Genomic DNA, 15,174 nt, shown 5'->3' with positions numbered 1-15,174 from the left:
GGCCCCGGCTCAGATCAGGTTCGCGCGCTTGTAGAACGCGAGGGCGGGCTTGGTGAGGAGGCGGGCGGAGGCCAGGAAGTCCATCAGCCCCGAACAGCTGGACCGCATCATCGACTTGTGGTGCTCGTTGCCCTTGGCGGCGGCCAGCGCGCGCCGCTTGTCCAGCCCGGCCTTCCGGTAGACCGCCGGGTTCACCATGCTGGTCACGATGAAGTACGAGGCGACGGCGACGACGAACGCGTTGAGCTGCCGCCGCGCCCACCCGGCGCCCGCCAGACGCTTGAGGGTCTCGTCCCGGGCGAACTTCATGTGCCGGGACTCCTCCACCACGTGGATGTTGTTGATGGTGCGGACGAACGGCACGACCCGCTCGTCGCGCATCCAGTCCCGCTGCATCACGTCGAGCACTTCCTCGGCGACCAGGATCGCCGCGTAGGCCGCCTCGCCGAACGCCAGCGTCTTGAAGGCCCTGCCCAGCTCCATCACCGCGCGGCGGGGCCGGTAATGCGGGGCCCCGAGCTTCTGCGCACCGCGCGCGAACATGATCGAGTGGCGGCACTCCTCGGCTATCTCGGTGAGCGCCCACTGGAACTCCGCGCCCGCCGGGTTCTTCATGTAGATGTCGCGCAGCACCATCTGCTGGAGGATCATCTCGAACCAGATCCCGGTGCTGGCGACCGAGGCCGCCTCCTGCCGGGTGAGCTCCTTGCGCTGCCCCTCGGTCAACTCGCCCCAGTACGCGGTGCCGTAGAGACTGCACCACTCCGGGCTCGCGCCGTGGAACTCCTTGTCCAGCGGCGTCTCCCAGTCCACCTCGGTGGCCGGGTCGTACGCCAGCTGCGCGGCCGAGTCGAGCAGCCGTCGCGCGACGTCGTCGCCCTCGGGGCTCTCCTGGACCTTCGACGGAACGGTGCTGCCGGCCATGCTGCGGCTCCTTGGGTCGCGTGCGGTGATCCTCGATCGTGGTGAGGTGCGTACGTCGACCGGCCTCCGCGTACGGAGTCGACTCGCGCTGTACGAATCGGCTCGCGCTGTACGGGGCCGGGTCGTGCTGTGTGCCGTGTGCTGTACGGGATCACCGGGGCCGGGGGCGGCGGCCCGCGCCGGACCGGACACCGGCCGACCCGGGATCCTTGTTAGACGCAAGGTATAACAAGGATCCCGGGTCGCCTACCCCCCGGTAGAAATCGGTACGGACGCTCACCACATCTCCTTGCCCCGAGGGCAGTTCGGCGCTATTCCTCCCCCCAGGCGACCGGCAGGGAGACCACTCCGTAGATGCTGGAGCGTTCGCGCAGCGGCACTTCCTCCGGCGGGACCGCGAGGCGCAGGGAGGGAAAGCGTGCGAGGAGCGCCGGGAGCGCGACGGTCATCTCAACCCGCGCGAGCTGCTGACCGAGGCACTGGTGGGGACCGTGACCGAAGGAGAGATGCCCGGTGGCCCGGCGACGGATGTCGAGCCGGTCGGGCCCGGGGAACCTGCGCGGGTCACGGTTGGCGGCCTGCACGGAGACGGTCACCGTCTCCCCCGCCCTGATCAGTTCGCCCGCCACCTCGACGTCCTCTAGCGCGGACCGCAGCAGCGGGTCGGCCACGCTGAGGTAGCGCAGCAGCTCCTCCGCGGCCGGCCCGGCGAGATCCGGGTCGGCGCGCAGGGCGTCCAGCTGACCGGGGTTGGCCAGCAGGGCGAAGGCACCGAGGCCCAGCATGTTCGCGGTGGTGTCGAGCCCGGCGGCGAGGAGCAGCCCGCCGATCCCGGCCAGCTCCTCGTCGGTGAGGCCGGAGACGACGCGGTCTCCGGACCCGGGTTCGGGTGCGGGGCCGGACGCGGAGCCGGATGCCGAGCCGGGTGCGGAACCGGACGCGGAGCCGCGTGCGGCGAGGTCGCTGAGCAGGTCATCGGTGGGATCGGCCCGCTTGGCGAGGACGAGTTCACCGACGTAACGGAGCAGCCCCGCGTAGGCCTCGTCCCTGACCCCGGCGTCGGCCGCCTGGTCGAAGATGACCTCGACCAGCCCCAGAAAGCGCCCCCGGTCGGCGTAGGGCACGCCGAGCAGCTCGCAGATCACCAGCGTGGGCACGGGCCGCGCGAAGGCCTCCACCAGGTCGGCCGTGGGCCCGGCCTGCTCCATGGCGTCCAGGCAGTCGGCGGTGAACCGCTCGATACGGCCCGCCAGTTGGCGCATGCGCCGCACGGTGAACCGGCCGGCGAGCAGTCGGCGGTAGCGGGTGTGCTCCGGGGCGTCGAGGCCGATGATGTCCCCGACGGGCGCCTGCGGCAGCTTTCCCCGCGCGCCCTCCATCGCCATCGGCAGGTGCAGGAGCTCGTAGCGGGAGCTGAAGCGCGGATCAGCCAGCACCGCGCGGGCCGCCGCGTGCCCGGTGACCAGCCGGCCCACGTGCCCGTCGGCGTAGCGCAGGAGGCGGACCGGCCGGTCGCTCAGCGCGGTGAGCGCGGCGGGCGGATCGAAGGGGCAGCCGGTGTGCCGGTCGGTGGGCAGGACGGGCAGGCCGGGCGCCTCGTCGGCGGTCGCGGAGCCGGTGGCCGGGTCGTACACCATCAGGTTCTCCCCAGGTCGTCGGATCGAGACATCGGATCGAGACATCGGATCGAGGTGCCCGAGCTATCGAGACACCGGAGCTGAGGCCATCGGGGCCACGCCACCGGGGAGGAAACTCACCGGGGGTCCTGGCCGAACTTCGAGGTCGCCCAGAAGTAGCCGAGCACCACGAGCCCGAGGCTCCAGCCGACGGCCAGCCAGCCGTTGTGGCCGATCTCGCTGCCGAGCAGCAGGCCGCGCAAGGTCTCGATGGCCGGGGTGAAGGGCTGGTACTCGGCGATCGGCCGGAACCAGCCCGGCATCGTCTCCACCGGGATGAAGGCGCTGGACAGCATCGGGAGCAGCACCATCGGCAGGGCGTTGTTGCTGGCCGCCTCGGCGTTCGGGCTGATGAGGCCCATGCCGACCGCGACCCAGGTGAGGGCGGCGGAGAAGAGCACGAGCAGCCCGAACGCGGCCAGCCACTCCACGAGCGTGGCGTCCGTGGAGCGGAAGCCGATGGCCACGGCGACCGCGCCGACCAGGACGACGCTCAGCACGCTCTGCAGCACACTGCCGACGACGTGTCCGATGATCACGGAGCCGCGGTGGACCGCCATCGTCCGGAAGCGGGCGATGATGCCCTCGGACATGTCGGTGGAGACGGACACCGCGGTCCCGACCACGGTGGAGCCGACGGTCAGCAGCAGGATGCCCGGGACGATGTAGGCGATGTAGTCGGAGCGGTCCCCGCCGCCGATGCCCGCGCTCATCACGTCGCCGAAGATATAGACGAAAAGCAGCAGGAGCATGACAGGCGTGAGGAGCAGGTTCAGGGTGAGCGAGGGATAGCGCCGGGCGTGCAGGAGATTGCGGCGCAGCATGGTGTTCGAGTCGCGTACGGCGAGAGAGAGGGAAGTCATCGGACAGCCTCCTTCGGCTGGTTGTTCCGGGCGGACACGCCGGAGCCGGTGAGGGCGAAGAACACGTCGTCGAGGTCGGGCGTGTGCACGGTCAGTTCGTCGGCCTCGATGCCGGCCGAGTCCAGCCAGTCGAGGATGGAGCGCAGTTCGCGCTGGCTGCCGTCGCTGGGGATCTGGAGCGACAGGGTCTCGTCGTCGCGGGTGACTTCGCGCAGCGCGGAGGCGGCGGACCGGTAGGCGTCCGGGCCGGTGAAGCGGAGCTTCACGTGACCGCCGGGGACGATCCGCTTGAGCTCATCGGCACTGCCCTCCGCGGCGATCCTCCCGTCGTTGAGGACGGCGATGCGGTCGGCCAGCTCGTCGGCCTCCTCCAGATACTGCGTGGTGAGGAAGACGGTGACGCCGCCGGAGACCAGCTCGCGGATGATTCCCCACATGGTGTGGCGGGAACGCGGGTCGAGGCCGGTGGTCGGTTCGTCGAGGAAGATGATGCGCGGGGAGCCGACCAGCGTCATGGCGATGTCGAGGCGGCGCTTCATGCCACCGGAGTAGCCCGCGGCGGGCTTCCTCGCCGCCTCCACCAGGTCGAACCGCTCCAGGAGTTCGGCGGCGACCCGCCGCCCCTCACGCCGGGGCAGGTGATGGAGGTCCGCCATCAGCAGCATGTTCTCCTCACCGGTGATCAGCCCGTCGACGGCGGAGAACTGGCCGGTGACGCCGATCGTGGCGCGGATCGCCTGGGCGTCGGTGGCGAGGTCGTGCCCGCCGACGCGGATCTCGCCGGAGCCGGCACCGGGGGAGATGAGGGTGGAGAGAATCTTGACGACGGTGGTCTTGCCGGCGCCGTTGGGGCCGAGCAGCGCGAAGACCGTCCCGGCCGGGACGGCCAGGTCGATACCGTCCAGGACGGCCTTGTCGCCGTAGGACTTGCGCAGTCCGGTTGCGGTGATCGCCTGAGCGGCGGCCTGATCGGCGAGCGGCGCGGAGGCCCGGGTGACAGTCATGCTGGTTCCCTTCATGCTGGTTCCGCTCTCGCGAGCGGCGAGTCGGGCGTGGACGGGACGAGAAGCGGTCACGACGGACTCAGGCACGGCGGACGACGATGTCGCCGGCCCCGCTCCGGGCGTGCACTTCGACGGTCTCGTCGGAGTCCTCGGGCCCGGCGGCGGCGCCGAGCGAGTTCCGTACGGTGCCGAACTTGGGGTTCAGGTCGAGCCAGGCGGCGGTGCCCTCGTGGATGCCCACTTCGAGGTCGCCGACGGAGGTACGCAGGGCGATGCGGCCGCGAGTCACGTCGCCGACGCGGATGCGCCCGTTGGAGGAGGTCGCGTCGACCCCGGCTCGGGCGACACCGATCTCGATGCGCCCGTTGGCGGACTTGGCGACGACGTCGCCGTGCGCCACACCCACGGAGACGTCGCCGTTGGCCGCGTTGACCTTCAGCACACCGCCGACCTCGTCGATCACGGTCGCGCCGTTGCCGTTCTTGACGACCGCCGCCCCGGCGACGGCGCCGACCTCGACCCGGCCCGAGCCGATGACCTCGGCGTCCCCGGTGGAACGGACCAGCCGGATGTCGCCGTGGTCGGTCCTGAGCTCGGCGTGGGCCGCCTCCTCCACCTGGAGGTCGCCGAGCGAGGTCCTGAGCCGCACCTCGCCGAGCGGCCCTTCTCCGAAGAAGCCGCCCAGTGCGGAGGTGCCGCGCACATCGGAGCCCGCGGGCAGTTCGATGCTCACCACGACGGCGCCCGGCTTGCCGAACAGGGAGCGCTTCTTGGGGGTCCTGACGGTGAGACGGCCGCCCGAGCAGGAGACCTGGGTCTGCTGCACGGCGCGTACGTCGTCCTCGTCGGATCCGTTGCCCGGCAGCACCTCGACGACCGTGTCGGTGCGCTTGCCGGCGGTGATGCGGGCGGTGCCGGCGTCCAGCTCGATGACGGCGGAGACCGGCTCGGGGGTGTCGAAAGAAGGCATGGCTGTCCCGTCCTCTTGGCTCGGTGAGTGATGAGTGATCAGTGACGTCGGCCGGATCGGCGATCCGCCGGTGAAGTGGCGCGACTACGAACAGGCGGCCCAGGAGACCCAGCGGACCCAGAAGACCCAGCGGGCCTAGCGGACCCAGCCGGTGAAGCCGCGACCGCCCGAGTCCTTGCCCCGACCCGGTGCGCTCGCGCGCCCCCCGCCGTCGAGGGACACGGACACGGCCCGAACGAGCCAGGCGTTGACCGACAGCCCCTCCGCCGCGGCGGCGCTCTCGGCGCGGCCCTTGAGGTGGGCGGGGAGACGGAGGTTGATCCGCACCATGGTGCCGTCGTCGGCCTCCCCGGCCGAAGGCGCCACCACCACGGGAGCAACGACCGCCTCCCGCTCCTCCCGCACCGGCTCAGGCACCGGCGGCGGCGTCACCACGAACTCGGGATCGAGCCCGCGCAGCCGTACGTCGACCGAACCGGGAGCCAGCTCCCGGGTGACGTCGCCCATGGCCGCGGAGAGCACGTTGAGCAGGGTCAGCCGGACGGCGGACTCCAGGGGAGCACTGAGCCGCTCGGCCAGGGCGCGGGCTTCGTCGCCGCTGGCATCCGCGGCGACGGCGAGTTCCCGCCGGAGATTGTCGACGTAGGGGGTGAGGTCCATGACCCCACCATGGCACACGAGTGGCACCACGTCGAGCCATCGTGGCTCACTCCCGCTGAAGAAGCCCCTGACCTGCAACATCACAACTAGAGATTCCGATACAACACCGCAGGGGTGACCAGGACGACTCAGGATGGCGCCACGAAAACACCACTTGGCACCACCTGGCGCCAACCGGGGTCATCTGGCACCACCTGGTGCCACGAGGACAGCTGGTTCAAAACCGTCGGCAGGCCCGGTCCTGCCGGAGCGACGGCGCCGGAGATCGCGGGCGAGCCCGGGCCGAGGGCGCCACCCGAAGAACGGTGTCCGTCCCGGGCGACACCACGCCCGCCCGCTCAGCGCGGCGCCTCCGCGGTCTCCTCGCCCTCCCCGGCCCGGGCGGCACGCAGGACGGACGCGCCGGTGGGGGTGAGGGTGTGCAGAACGGCGGGGCCGTTGCGGGCGGTCGTGATGAGCCCCGCGTCGCGCAGCACGGTGGCATGCCTGCTGGCGGCGGACGCCGAGACGCCCGCGGCACGGGCGATCTCCCCCGTGGTGGCACCGCCGGCCACCGCCCGCAGCGCGAGCGCCCGGGCCCGCCCGAGCAGATTGGCCAGCGAACGCTCCGGGTCCTCCTCCCGCAGAGGACGGGCCGGAGGCTCGTGCAGCAACGAATACCAGAGCACGGGCGGCAGCCCCGGATCGGCGAACGCGACCGGCTCACCCCAGTTGAAGTACGAGGGGACCAGAGTGAGCCCACGGCCGTTCAGATGCAGGTCCCGGTCCTCCGTCTGCCGGGGATACGCGACCTCCAGGACGGGCGCACGCCACCGCAGCATGGGCCCGAGCCCGGCGAGCATCCCCTCCACCCCACCGCACAGAAGACCACGCCCACGCACCGCCCGCTCGGCCTCGATGCGAGCCTGGATGCGCTCCTGCTGGGGCACGACGGCGACGGCGTAGTACGCGCGCAGTACCCCGACGAACTCCTGACGCGCTCCGCGCTCGGCCAGTCGCCCGGCCCATTCGGGCGCCCCGATGAGCCGGTCGAAGAGGGTGATCTCTTCCGCGACCCGCCGCGCGGGAGTGGCCAGGAGCGTCTCAAGCCCCGCTTCCAGCCCGTCCACCCCGGTGGACGGCGTGAGAAAGTCCGGGAAGTACGCGGCCCTGGGATACAGGGGCAGCAGCACGCTCCGCAGGGCCCGTTCCAGACCCTTCTCCCGCAGATCCCGCCGCGCCGTCCGATACCACCCGGCATGCGCCCAGCGGCCTCGACTGGACTGCAGCCGGTGCATGCTCGCGGCGATCTCGAAGAGGGGGTCGGGGGCTGGGGCGAGCCGCGTCCTGGCCAGATCCACGTCGGTGAAGTGGATGCGGAGCATGTGGTCCCCCAGGGGTTCGGCTCCTTGCGAGCCTGGGGAAACGCGATAAAGGTCCGATAAACAAGGACTAAACGGGCATGCCCGCCGCCTGCAAACGGAAGAAGTCCAGGTCAGAGGAGATCTGACCTGGACTTTCCACCGAGCCCCCTGTCGGATTCGAACCGACGACCTACGCATTACAAGTGCGTTGCTCTGGCCAGCTGAGCTAAGGAGGCGCGCCGGGAGCAGTCTAACCAATCGCGCGCCCCGCCCGTCCGCGCTTTCCGTGTGCTCCGGACTACTGACAGATCGAGAAACGCCAGGTAGCGTCACGGCAGGTTCGCGTCTGTGGACCAGACCACTCCCTACTCGGATCGTCCGGCACGTTCCTGCCGGTTGAGGAGAAGATTCAGCATGGCCAGTGTCACGTTCGACAAGGCGTCCCGCGTCTACCCCGGCTCCACGAAGCCGGCCGTGGACCAGCTCGAGATCGACATCGAGGACGGTGAGTTCCTCGTCCTCGTCGGTCCCTCCGGTTGTGGCAAGTCGACCTCCCTGCGCATGCTCGCGGGTCTTGAGGACGTCAACGGCGGTGCGATCCGCATCGGTGACCGTGACGTCACGCACCTGCCGCCGAAGGACCGGGACATCGCCATGGTGTTCCAGAACTACGCGCTCTACCCGCACATGTCCGTCGCGGACAACATGGGCTTCGCGCTGAAGATCGCCGGTATCAACAAGACCGAGATCCGGGCGAAGGTCGAAGAGGCCGCCAAGATGCTGGACCTCACCGACTACCTGGACCGCAAGCCGAAGGCGCTCTCCGGTGGTCAGCGTCAGCGTGTGGCGATGGGCCGGGCCATCGTGCGTGAGCCGCAGGTCTTCCTCATGGACGAGCCGCTGTCGAACCTCGACGCGAAGCTCCGTGTCTCGACCCGTACGCAGATCGCCTCGCTGCAGCGCCGTCTCGGCATCACCACCGTGTACGTCACCCACGACCAGGTCGAGGCCCTCACCATGGGCGACCGGGTCGCGGTGCTGAAGGACGGGCTGCTCCAGCAGGTCGACTCGCCGCGCAACATGTACGACCGCCCCGCGAACCTCTTCGTCGCCGGCTTCATCGGCTCCCCCGCGATGAACCTCGTCGAGGTCCCGATCACCGACGGCGGCGTGAAGTTCGGCAACAGCGTCGTCCCGGTCTCCCGTGAGGCGCTCTCCGCCGCCGCGGACCGCGGCGACACCACGGTGACGGTCGGCATCCGTCCCGAGCACTTCGACATCGTCGAGCACGGCGGCGCCGCCGCGAAGTCGCTGACCAAGGACTCCTCGGACGCGCCGGCCGGTCTCGCCGTCTCCGTCAACGTCGTCGAGGAGCTCGGCGCCGACGGCTTCGTCTACGGTGGCGCGCAGCTCGACGGTGAGCACAAGGACCTGGTCGTCCGCGTCGGCGGCCGGGCTGTCCCGGAGAAGGGCACGGAGCTGCACGTCGTCCCGCGCCCGGACGAGCTGCACGTCTTCGCGACCTCCACCGGCGAGCGTCTCACCAACTGACGCCCCACCCGTCGTACGCCCGGCCCCGCACTTCCCGCAAGGGGGTGCGGGGCCGTTTGCGTGGTCCCGGCGGGTTTGCGTTTCGGTGCCGGGCGGCAGCAAATACCCCGGCAGACAGGGCATTTCACGGGCATTTCCCCCTGGTTCGTCAAGCCCGTATTCGAAAGGGCGCGTCGAACCATCCCCCGCAAGGGTGACGAATTGTCTCCAAGTCATCACTGGCCGCTACGCTCGCTGCGTGACCCACACCGCGCGCCGCATCGGCCGATCCCTCGCTCTCGTCCTGCCCGTCGTCATGGTTCTGTCCGGGACCCTCGCGGTCACCAGCGTCCAGTGGGCGGAGTCGGACAACGACTCCCAGCTGCTGGCCGCCTCGTCGGAGACCGTGTCCAAGCCCGCGAAGCCGCACGCCCCGCAGGACGTCCTGCGCGAGAAGCTGCTCGTGGAGCTGGCGGAGAAGGACCCGGGCGCCGCGCTCACCGGCCTCCAGCGCGCCGTCGAGCAGCGTCCCTCGCTCGCCCGCCACTGCATGTCGATCGCGAAGGCCCTCGGCAAGGCGGCCGTCGAGCAGTACGGCCCGACCCGGGCGCACCGTTTCTCCCGGCCCGTCTGTGACACCTCGTTCGCCTCCGGCGTCGCGCAGTTCAGCTGAGTCCCGGGAGGCGGTCGCCTGGAGCGCCGCCTTCCGTCGGCGGGCACCGCATATCGTGCCTGCCATGCATACGTATCCGACGCAGGCCGTGATCCTTGCCGGTGGCCAGGGGTCGCGGCTGCGGCCGTACACCGACGACCGCCCCAAGCCGATGGTCGAGATCCCCGGGACCGGGACTCCGATCATCGGCCATCAGCTGTCCTGGCTGGCCGCCGAGGGAGTCACCGACGCCGTGGTCTCCTGCGGGCACCTCGCCGAGGTGCTCCAGGAGTGGCTGGACGCCGCCGTACTGCCGCTCCGGGTCACCACCGTCGTGGAGACCGAGCCGCTGGGTCGCGGCGGCGGCCTGAAGTACGCGGCCGGGCGGCTGCCCGATCCGGAGCAGCCCTGGTACGCCACCAACGGCGACATCTGGACCCGCTTCTCCCTGCGGGAGATGGCCGCCTTCCACGCGGAGCGCGACGCGACCGCCACCCTGGCCCTCGCCCGGCCCCGGATTCCGTGGGGCGCCGTGGAGACGGACGCGTTCGGGCACATCACCGACTTCATCGAGTCGCCGCCGTCCCCGTATCTGATCAACGCCGGGGTGTACGTGTTCTCGCCCGCGTTCACAAAGCTGTTGCCGGACCGCGGCGACCATGAGCGGACCACGTTCCCGCGTCTCGCCCGCGAGCGCCGGCTGGCCGGGTATCCGTTGCCGAACGGGGCTTACTGGCGGGCCATCGACACGGCGAAGGACCTGACGGAGGCGGCCCGCGAGCTCGGCTCCCGCGACGGCTGACAGCCGCCGGCTCCGCACCTCGGCCTCGCGTTCCCACGATCGGGCCTCGCGTTCCCACGATCGGACCTCGCGTACGTACGAAGGGGCGGCCCCCACCCGGTTGTTCCGTCCGGGTGGGGGCCGCCCCTCACTGCTGTCGTACCGGTCGTACCGGTCGTGCGGGTCGTGCGGGTCGTGCGGGGTCAGCCGAGGAGGCCGCCGATCGGGTTCCGGCCGCCGCCGCCCGAGGTCGATCCCTCGCCGCCGGAGGAGGTCGAGCCGCCGGTGGGCGCCGGTTCGCCGCCGCCGCCGGACGAGGCGTCGCCGGTGGAGCCGGAGGAGGTGGGTCCGGCGCTGGTGGCGGCCGGGGGTTCCTGCGGGGTGGACTGCTGCGGGGGTGCCTGGTCGGTGCCCTGGGTCTGGCTGGGCTGGGTGTCCGTACCGGTGTTCTGGCCGCCGGAGTCGCGCGTCGCGCCCGGTGTGGCCCGGCCGCCCTCGGGGGTGGTGGCCGCGCCGGAGCGGCTGGGCTCCGGCTGGCGCCGCTGGTCCGGCGTACGGGAGGCCTGGCGCTCGCCGGTGGACTCCTGGGGCAGCGGCATGCCGGGAAGGCGGTTGGTGGGGTTGTCGTTGCGGCCGGGGACGGTGACGACCTCGCTGGAGCGGACCGCGCCGCCGAGGATGGAGCCGATGAGCAGGGTGCAGCCGACGACGACCGTCGCGACGACGGTGCCCCGGCGCAGGACCCGGCGGCGCAGGTCCCAGATCTCCGAGCGCGGGCCGAGCTTGCGCCAGGCCTCTCCGGCCAGTCGGCCGTCCACGGAGTAGACCGGCGCGCCCGCGATGATGAGCGGGCTCCAGGCTGCCAGCAGGATGATGTCGGGGGCGTCGTACACGGCGACCGAGCGCCAGCTCACCGTCACCAGCAGCGCGGCGGAGAGCAGCGCGCCGAACGCGGCGGCGACCCGCTGCCAGAGGCCGAGGACGGTGAGCACCCCGACCACGACCTGGAGGAAGGCGACGGTCAGGCCGGCGCCGACCGGGTGGGAGAGCGCGAGGTCGCGCAGCGGTTCGGCCATCGCCCATGGGTGCAGGGAGGTCAGCCACTTGACCATCGAGCCGCGCTCGCCGCCGTCGAAGTAGACGGGGTCGCTCAGCTTGCCCATGCCGGCGTAGATGGAGATGAAGCCGAGGAGCACCCGCATGGGGAGCAGGACGACGCCCAGGTTCATCCGGTGGCCGGGGTAGTAGGCGTGCCGGACGGGGTCGCCCGCGCCCCGCCGGTCGCGGGAGTCGGCGGTCTCGTCGGCCACCTCGTCGGCCTCGTGGGCCTCGTCGTAGGCGTCGTCGCCGGGGGTGCCGGTCCTGCCGAGGTCGTCGGGCCCCTCGACCGGGTCGTACGCGCCGACGGCCTGCCGCATGGGCGGCAGCAGCGGGCCGGTGTGTCCCGGCTGGTGGGGGGCGGTCAGTACGGGGTTGGGCTGCGTCTCCTCCAGGAGCGGGATGACCTGCGTCGCGCCCGCCCCGTGTCCGCCCCCGGACGCCCCGCCGAGTCCGGCGTCGAGGTGTCCCGCGGCGGAGTTGCGCACGGCCTGGAGGAGGCCTGTCGCGCCGGGGTCGCCGGGAGCGGACTTGCCGCTCCAGACGACCGGTGCCCGCCTGCGGCCTCCGCCGGCACCGCTCATGGCAGGGATGCGGGCCGTTTCCGCGGGGGCACCGCGCAGCCGTGCGCGCTGGCCCGGGGCGAGCTGCACCCGGAAGCTGGCGTGGTTGACGATGACCTGCGCGGGGTCGCTGTCCACCTTGGTCATGCTCAGGGCGGCGGGTTGCTCGTCGAACCGAGGCGTTCTGGTGTCCACACTCATCTAACCGAGTGATGTGTGTTTAGGACACTGCCTCGACCGCACCGAATGTGTCCGAGACCCGTCAAGATCAGGCCAAACTCGGGCAACCTGGAACTGTGTTCGGCGTTCGCGCGTCAACTCGCCGGGCGAGCGAGCCGGTTGCCGCGCACGGTACACGCGTTGCCACGCACGCACGCCGGTTGCCACGCACGCACGCCGGTTGCCACGCACGCACGCCGGTTGCCACGCACGCACGCGCGCTGCCGCGCGAACGCACCGTGGCGCACCGGCGGGCCCGCGGTCCGAGTCGGCCCGCGGCCCGAGCCGGCCCGCGGCCCGCCGGGCGGCTATCCGCGGCGGCGCGCCACCTCGTACAGCACGATGCCCGCCGCGACACCGGCGTTGAGCGACTCCGCGCCGCCCGGCATCGAGATCCGCACCCGGTAGTCGCAGGTCTCGCCGACGAGACGGCCGAGCCCCTTGCCCTCGCTGCCGATGACGATGACGACCGGGCCCGCCAGCTGCTCCAGGTCCTCCACCGTGTGCTCGCCGTCGGCGGCCAGGCCGACGACCGTGAGGCCCGCCTTCTGGTAGCCCTCCAGCGCGCGGGTGAGGTTGGTGACCCGGGAGACGGGCGTGCGGGCCGCCGTGCCGGCGGAGGACTTCCACGCACCGGCGGTCATGCCGGCCGCGCGGCGCTCGGGGACGACCACGCCGTGGCCGCCGAACGCGGAGACCGAGCGGACGATGGCGCCGAGGTTGCGCGGGTCGGTCACCCCGTCGAGGGCGACGATCAGCGGGTCCTCGTTGTTGTCGTACGCGGCGGCGGTGAGGTCCTCCGGGTGCGCGTACTCGTACGGCGGGACCTGGAGGACGAGGCCCTGGTGGTTCAGGCCGTTCGTCATCCGGTCCAGCTCGGGGCGCGGGGCCTCCATCAGGTTGATGTTGCCGCGCTCGCTCGCGAGCTTGAGGGCGTCGCGGACGCGCTCGTCGTTGTCGATGTACTGCTGGACGTAGAGGGTGACGGCGGGCACGCCGTCGCGCAGGGCCTCGTAGACCGGGTTACGGCCGACGACCATCTCCGAGGTGCCCTTGACGCCGCCGCGCCGGGGGGCGGGGCGGCGGGCGGCGGCCTGCTTGGCCTGGGCGCCGGCGATCCGGTTCTTCTTGTGTCCCTTACGGGCGGAGGCCGGCGGCGTCGGTCCCTTGCCTTCGAGACCACGGCGTCGCTGGCCACCGCTGCCGACCTGCATGCCCTTCTTGTTGGACGTGCGGCGGTTCCTGCGTTGGCTGTTCCCGGCCATGATCTACCTGTTTCGTTGCTTTCAGACGTACGTATGTATAAGGAAAGTGTGCCGCCCGGATCGCCGGGCGGCACAATCTCACTGCTCGGAGCGGGTGCTCAGCGCGGTCCCAGCGTCCACCGGGGGCCGGTGGGGCTGTCCTCGATGACGAGGCCGGACTGGTTGAGCTGGTCGCGGATGGCGTCGGCGGCGGCCCAGTCCTTGCGGGCGCGGGCCGACTGCCGCTGGTCGAGGACGAGGCGCACGAGGGTGTCGACGACGCCGTGCAGGTCCTCGCTCCGGTCGCTCTCGCCCGCCCAGTGCGGGTCGAGCGGGTCCAGGCCGAGGACGCCGAGCATGGCCCGGACCTCGGCGAGGCGGTCGGCGGCGGCTTCCTTGTCGTCGGCGGCCAGTGCGCTGTTGCCCTGGCGGACGGTGGTGTGGATGATCGCGAGCGCCTGCGGCACGCCCAGGTCCTCGTCCATCGCCTCGGCGAAGGCGGGCGGCACCTCGGCGGCGGGGGCGACGACCTCGCCGGCCTTCTCGGTGACGCGCTGGACGAAGCCCTCGATCCGCGCGAACGCGGACTCGGCCTCGCGCAGGGCCTCCTCGCTGTACTCGATCATGGACCGGTAGTGCGGGGTGCCGAGGTAGTAGCGCAGGACGATCGGGCGCCACTGCTTGACCATCTCGCTGACGAGGACGGAGTTGCCGAGCGACTTGGACATCTTCTCGCCGGACAGGGTGACCCAGCCGTTGTGCACCCAGTACTTCGCGAACTGGTCGCCGTAGGCCTTGGCCTGGGCGATCTCGTTCTCGTGGTGGGGGAAGATCAGGTCGATGCCGCCGCCGTGGATGTCGAAGGCGGAGCCCAGGTACTTGTGGGCCATCGCGGAGCACTCCAGGTGCCAGCCGGGGCGGCCGCGGCCCCAGGGCGTCTCCCAGCTGGGCTCGCCCGGCTTGGTGGCCTTCCACATGGCGAAGTCGCGCTGGTCGCGCTTGCCGGTCTCGCCGTCGCCGGAGGGCTGGCGCAGATCGTCCAGCTCCTGGTTGGAGAGTTCCAGATAGCTGGGCAGGGAACGCACGTCGAAGTAGACGTTACCGTCGGCCTCGTAGGCGTGACCGCTCTCGATGAGGCCGCGCATCATCTCGATCATCTCGGGAACGTGGCCGGTGGCGCGGGGCTCGTAGGTGGGCGGCAGGCAGCCCAGCGCGTCGTAGCCGTCGTTGAACGCGCGCTCGTTCTCGTAGCCGATCGACCACCAGGGGCGGCCCTGGTCGGCGGACTTCGCGATGATCTTGTCGTCGATGTCGGTGACGTTCCGGATGAACGTGACGTCGTAGCCGCGGTACGTGAACCAGCGGCGCATGATGTCGAAGTTCAGGCCCGAGCGGATGTGGCCGATGTGCGGTGCTGCCTGGACAGTGGCGCCACAGAGGTAGATCGAGACGCAGCCCGCTGTGAGCGGGACGAAGTCACGGATCTGCCGGGCGTTGGTGTCGTGCAGGCGAATAGTCACGCCTCAAGGGTAGTAGGCCCGCACCAGTGCCCCGCGACCCTTGGGGATCGCGGGGACAACTTTCTGGTACCGGGATGCCCCGAAACGGCCTTGGAAGGGCCCGGAGAGCGTTCTCACACCCTCCGTG

At 71.2% G+C, this 15,174-nt stretch carries 13 protein-coding genes and 1 tRNA gene; 3 read left to right on the top strand and 11 right to left on the bottom strand.

Annotation, left to right across the window (positions count from 1 at the left end; translation table 11 throughout):
* Positions 1-9: 9 nt before the first annotated feature.
* From N7925_RS19785 to N7925_RS19750, 8 genes are all read right to left on the bottom strand, one after another.
* Entirely contained in the window at positions 10-924 is a 915-nt protein-coding gene (locus N7925_RS19785; protein ID WP_265600864.1) for an AurF N-oxygenase family protein, read from the bottom strand.
* A gap of 311 nt (positions 925-1,235) precedes the next feature.
* Complete coding sequence (locus N7925_RS19780; RefSeq protein WP_274344644.1) at positions 1,236-2,561, bottom strand: cytochrome P450; 1,326 nt, start codon at positions 2,559-2,561, stop codon at positions 1,236-1,238.
* Between the two features lie 116 nt (positions 2,562-2,677).
* Positions 2,678-3,463 carry an ABC transporter permease gene (locus tag N7925_RS19775; protein WP_274344643.1) on the bottom strand — a complete coding sequence of 262 codons (786 nt, stop codon included), beginning with the start codon at positions 3,461-3,463 and terminating at the stop codon, positions 2,678-2,680.
* The gene (locus N7925_RS19770; protein ID WP_274344642.1) at positions 3,460-4,467 is read right to left on the bottom strand and encodes an ATP-binding cassette domain-containing protein; all 1,008 of its coding nucleotides are present in this window, start codon (positions 4,465-4,467) and stop codon (positions 3,460-3,462) included. Before N7925_RS19770 ends, N7925_RS19775 begins: the two co-directional genes overlap by 4 nt.
* A 79-nt stretch (positions 4,468-4,546) precedes the next feature.
* Complete coding sequence (locus N7925_RS19765) at positions 4,547-5,437, bottom strand: DUF4097 family beta strand repeat-containing protein (protein ID WP_265600860.1); 891 nt, start codon at positions 5,435-5,437, stop codon at positions 4,547-4,549.
* A 135-nt stretch (positions 5,438-5,572) separates the two neighbouring features.
* Positions 5,573-6,097, bottom strand: coding sequence for a toxin-antitoxin system HicB family antitoxin (locus tag N7925_RS19760; RefSeq protein WP_265600859.1), 525 nt, complete (start codon positions 6,095-6,097; stop codon positions 5,573-5,575).
* Positions 6,098-6,435: 338 nt separating this feature from the next.
* Entirely contained in the window at positions 6,436-7,461 is a 1,026-nt protein-coding gene (locus N7925_RS19755) for a MarR family transcriptional regulator (RefSeq protein ID WP_274344641.1), read from the bottom strand.
* Between the two features lie 141 nt (positions 7,462-7,602).
* Positions 7,603-7,676, bottom strand: a tRNA-Thr gene (locus N7925_RS19750).
* A 178-nt stretch (positions 7,677-7,854) separates the two neighbouring features.
* Between N7925_RS19750 and N7925_RS19745 the strand changes: the two genes are divergently transcribed.
* The 3 genes from N7925_RS19745 to N7925_RS19735 all read left to right on the top strand — a co-directional run bounded on the left by N7925_RS19745 (position 7,855) and on the right by N7925_RS19735 (position 10,424).
* Complete coding sequence (locus N7925_RS19745) at positions 7,855-8,991, top strand: ABC transporter ATP-binding protein (protein ID WP_265600856.1); 1,137 nt, start codon at positions 7,855-7,857, stop codon at positions 8,989-8,991.
* A gap of 238 nt (positions 8,992-9,229) precedes the next feature.
* Positions 9,230-9,643, top strand: a complete 414-nt coding sequence (locus tag N7925_RS19740) for a hypothetical protein (RefSeq protein ID WP_018959799.1) — start codon at positions 9,230-9,232, stop codon at positions 9,641-9,643.
* A gap of 64 nt (positions 9,644-9,707) precedes the next feature.
* Positions 9,708-10,424, top strand: a complete 717-nt coding sequence (locus N7925_RS19735; RefSeq protein ID WP_265600854.1) for a nucleotidyltransferase family protein — start codon at positions 9,708-9,710, stop codon at positions 10,422-10,424.
* 182 nt (positions 10,425-10,606) lie between these two features.
* Here the strand turns inward: N7925_RS19735 and N7925_RS19730 are convergent, their stop codons facing one another.
* From N7925_RS19730 to cysS, 3 genes are all read right to left on the bottom strand, one after another.
* Positions 10,607-12,265 (bottom strand): DoxX family membrane protein, encoded by a 1,659-nt coding sequence (locus N7925_RS19730; RefSeq protein ID WP_274344640.1) that lies wholly within the window; start codon positions 12,263-12,265, stop codon positions 10,607-10,609.
* A 326-nt stretch (positions 12,266-12,591) separates the two neighbouring features.
* Entirely contained in the window at positions 12,592-13,548 is a 957-nt protein-coding gene (gene rlmB, locus N7925_RS19725; RefSeq protein WP_097867448.1) for a 23S rRNA (guanosine(2251)-2'-O)-methyltransferase RlmB, read from the bottom strand.
* A 98-nt stretch (positions 13,549-13,646) separates the two neighbouring features.
* Positions 13,647-15,047, bottom strand: coding sequence for a cysteine--tRNA ligase (cysS, locus tag N7925_RS19720; RefSeq protein WP_274344639.1), 1,401 nt, complete (start codon positions 15,045-15,047; stop codon positions 13,647-13,649).
* Positions 15,048-15,174 lie beyond the last annotated feature (127 nt).

Origin of the sequence: Streptomyces sp. CA-278952, assembly GCF_028747205.1 — a bacterium.
Classification (GTDB): Bacteria; Actinomycetota; Actinomycetes; order Streptomycetales; family Streptomycetaceae; genus Streptomyces.
Note: the sequence above shows the minus strand (reverse complement) of the source record. Positions and strands in the feature narration are given on the sequence as shown.